This is a genomic window from Methanobrevibacter sp., assembly GCF_017468685.1.
Lineage (GTDB): Archaea > Methanobacteriota > Methanobacteria > Methanobacteriales > Methanobacteriaceae > Methanocatella.
Genome location: NZ_JAFUHT010000028.1, coordinates 1 through 3443, shown reverse-complemented (window position 1 = coordinate 3443; position 3443 = coordinate 1). Strand labels below are relative to the sequence as shown.

Genomic DNA, 3443 nt, shown 5'->3' with positions numbered 1-3443 from the left:
TTTTTATTAACCATAAATAACCAACACACAATAACTAATACTTAATATAAATTATGTAAATGATAGTATATAAACTTTACTATTATAAAAAACAGTTAAATTATAATTCAAAAAATTTTTGTAACCTATATTAAAAATTAATCTCACATGATAAACTATATTAAAATTCATTAGATTTAACTAAAAAAATTAAAAAAACAAGAAATATATAACACAGTTATAAAAAATTAAAAATAAAAAAATTAGTTTTGGCGGATGCCCAATTATAATTTGGCAATCAGTGTTCCATAATTGCCGTTTTTTATTCCACCATAAACATAATCCATTGCCTTTAAACATGAATCAATTAATGAATTGTTTTTAGCAAAATAAGCGGTTATGGCAGATGATAAATTGCAACCTGAACCGTGCAAATTATCTGTTTTGAGAAGCTCCTGTTTTTTAATTGTAATTTCACTGTCAATGTTTATAACATTGACTCCATTCATATGGCCGCCTGTTACAAAACAATTGCAATTTATAAGTTCTGTTGCTTTAATTGCATCTTCTTTATCTTTAATTTTTATTCCGCTCAGCTTTTCAGCTTCACTAACGTTTGGTGTGGTTAGAATTGATTTTGGCAAGAGGTGTTTGTTCATTGCATTGGCCAAATCTTCTTTAGTCAGGTCTCCTCCGGATGTTGCAACCATAACTGGATCAACCACTGCTTTAAGATCATATTCCTTAATCTTTCGGGTAACTAACTTGATTATTTCCGGTGAGTAAAGCATTCCGGTTTTTATGAATTCAATGTCATATGAATCCATTACAGAATCAATCTGTTCTGAGATGTAATCCGGTGAAACAGGTTGTGTTGAGAAAAATTTATTAGGATTTTGTGCTGTAAGAGCAGTTACAATGCCTGTTCCATAAACTCCGATTGCCTGGAATGTTTTCAAATCGGCAAAAACACCTGCACCTGCTGATGGGTCAACGCCTGCAATGCTCATTACAATCATCAAATCATCCTCTTGTAACCTTAATCCTTTCGCTTCCACGGAAAGGTTCAAATTTAACTTTAAGTTCTTTTAGGTATTTTCTGGTGTGTGTATTTTCACCATGTATCATGATTTCGCCTAAATCTTCAGCAGTATTCACATCCAATGCCATAAAGAATGAGTCATGGACTTGAGGATTCAGTTTCTTTCTTTCGGCTGCATTGACATGCTCCCTGTAGCTGAAACCTTCAAAACGTGTGTGGATTGCCATAGGCTTCATGATAATCATGTTTGTTCCACCCCCTTTTGATGGAACAATGATAAAGTCTAGGCTTTTGGATGCATCAATAAGCATTTGAACATTGGTCTTACCAATCAGCGGAATGTCGGAAGGAACTATAATAACTTTTCTGGCTTTGCCTTTGCAGTATTTCATTGCCTGCTTTAAAGCCTTGTTTAAATTTGAATTATCATCCTCCAAAATAGTATCCAAATTTAAGCTTTCAGCATATTTTAAAACATCCTCGTCACGGCTGATTATGAATATTTTGTCTACATGTTTTTTTAAGGTATCGGTCACATCATGAAGCATAACCTTTAGGAGTTTTTCTCTTTCCTCTTCAGATAAAAAAGGTGATAAACGGGTTTTTGCATTTTTGAATTTGCTAACAGGTATTATTGCGTAAATGTCGTCCATAATATCACTAGTAGGTTTTAGCTATTAAAGCAACGTATTTAGCGTCTTTTCCGCTTGCAATGCATTTGCCTTCAGACACTTCTTCCTGAATACCTAAAACATCATAACCTGTTTTTTCTTCGATTTCATGGCCAACTTCCTCTTCACCGCACCAGTAGAACTTGGCAACGTTTCCAGACTCTACAATTTCAGGAATTTCATCAAGAGTATTGGCGAATTTGACATGTTCATCTTGGAAGTTCCATGCCTGTGAGGATAAGTTTTCTGCGGATTTGTCTAATAATTCGATAATATTATCAGCCAAATTTTCATCTAGAGCAATTTCAATTTTTTCTTCGGTATCTCTAGCCATTGCGATTGTAATGTTGTTTTCCAAATCTCTTGGTCCGAGTTCAAGTTTAAGTGGAGTTCCTTTCAGCTCCCAGTCATTGAATTTCTTACCTGGTCTGATGTCTCTGTCATCAATGTTGACTCTTAATCCGTTAGTTTCTAAAGTTTCTTTGATTTCAGCGCATTTTGCCAAGACTTCTTCTTTACCTTTTTTGAATAAAATCGGAATTATTGTAACTTGATTAGGTGATACTTTCGGTGGTAAGCGTAATCCCTTATCGTCTCCATGAATTCCAATTAAAGAAGCAATTACTCTATCGGATACTCCTGCACAGGTTTGATAGACTAGTTTATGTTCTCCATCCTTATCTTCAAAGGTAATGTCGAATGTTTTTGCAAAAGTCTGGCCTAAATTATGGATTGTACCAATCTGGAGGGTCTTGCCGTTAGGCATTATCACATCAAAAGCCATTGTATAGTCAGAACCAGGGAATTTGTCCCATTCAGGTCTTTTGGAAATCAAGTATGGGATTCCCAAATCGTCAAAGAATTCCTTATACATTTCAATAAAGTCCTGAATTTGTTCGTCGGATTCTTCTTTTGTGGCATGGGCTGTATGAGCTTCCTTAAATGTAGTGATTTCTCTTACACGTATTAATGGTCGGGTGTGTTTTGTTTCATATCTGAAAGTGTTAACGATTTGATACATTTTGATTGGAAGGTCAATGTGGGTTCTAATCCATAATGAATACATTGGATAAATTGCTGTTTCACTTGTAGGTCTTAAAGCAAGCTGTTCGTTTAGTTCTCTTTGACCGCCTTTTGTAACCCAATAAACTTCATCTTCAAATCCTTTTACATGTATTCCTTCCTTTGCAAGTTCACTTTCAGGAACAAGCATTGGGAAAAGTACTTCATCATGATCCTTGTCCAATAACTTTTTAATGATATTCATTGAATGTTTTCTTATCTGAAAACCGTATGGTCTCCAAACAGCCATTCCCTTAATAGGATATCTTGAATCAGTTATATCTGCTTGTTCTAAAATGTCATGAAACCATTCATCAAAATTTTCCACCTTATCACCTAAAATAATTTTATAATATTAAATATTATGTTTTTAATTAGTATTAAAGTTAATTAAAAATATTTGATTATGTCATGCATGTGGTTAAAAATATGTAATATTGTATTACTTTAAACAATAATTTAGTAATATATGAAAAAATAATTGTGTATTTTATTTTAGAGATGATTTGTTCTATTTTTCAGTCATTTCAATCATCTTTATTTGTTATTTTGGCTCTGTCCAAAATTGTCATGATAAATTGTACTCTAATTCTTTATTACTAATTTAATAATATCTTATACATATTTTTAAGAGATATAATTTCTTAATACTAAAATTGGCATGATGCAAATATTTTAAATCAATTAAA

General features: G+C 32.7%; 3 protein-coding genes. All 3 read right to left on the bottom strand.

Going from position 1 to position 3443, the window contains the following annotated elements; translation table 11 throughout:
* Positions 1-263: 263 nt before the first annotated feature.
* Genes thiD through proS form a run of 3 tightly spaced genes read right to left on the bottom strand, consistent with a single transcriptional unit; the run spans position 264 to position 3082 of the window.
* Entirely contained in the window at positions 264-998 is a 735-nt protein-coding gene (thiD, locus tag IJ258_RS03745; protein WP_366514565.1) for a bifunctional hydroxymethylpyrimidine kinase/phosphomethylpyrimidine kinase, read from the bottom strand.
* 4 nt (positions 999-1002) lie between these two features.
* Complete coding sequence (gene cofC, locus IJ258_RS03740) at positions 1003-1674, bottom strand: 2-phospho-L-lactate guanylyltransferase (protein WP_292803120.1); 672 nt, start codon at positions 1672-1674, stop codon at positions 1003-1005.
* 7 nt (positions 1675-1681) lie between these two features.
* The gene (proS, locus tag IJ258_RS03735) at positions 1682-3082 is read right to left on the bottom strand and encodes a proline--tRNA ligase (RefSeq protein ID WP_292803118.1); all 1401 of its coding nucleotides are present in this window, start codon (positions 3080-3082) and stop codon (positions 1682-1684) included.
* Positions 3083-3443: the final 361 nt, after the last annotated feature.

What these genes read in the sequence shown, in the direction of transcription:
- thiD (WP_366514565.1), bottom strand. Translation starts at nt 998, where the DNA reads ATGATTGTAATGAGCATTGCAGGCGTTGACCCATCAGCAGGTGCAGGT.
- cofC (WP_292803120.1), bottom strand. Translation starts at nt 1,674, where the DNA reads ATGGACGACATTTACGCAATAATACCTGTTAGCAAATTCAAAAATGCA.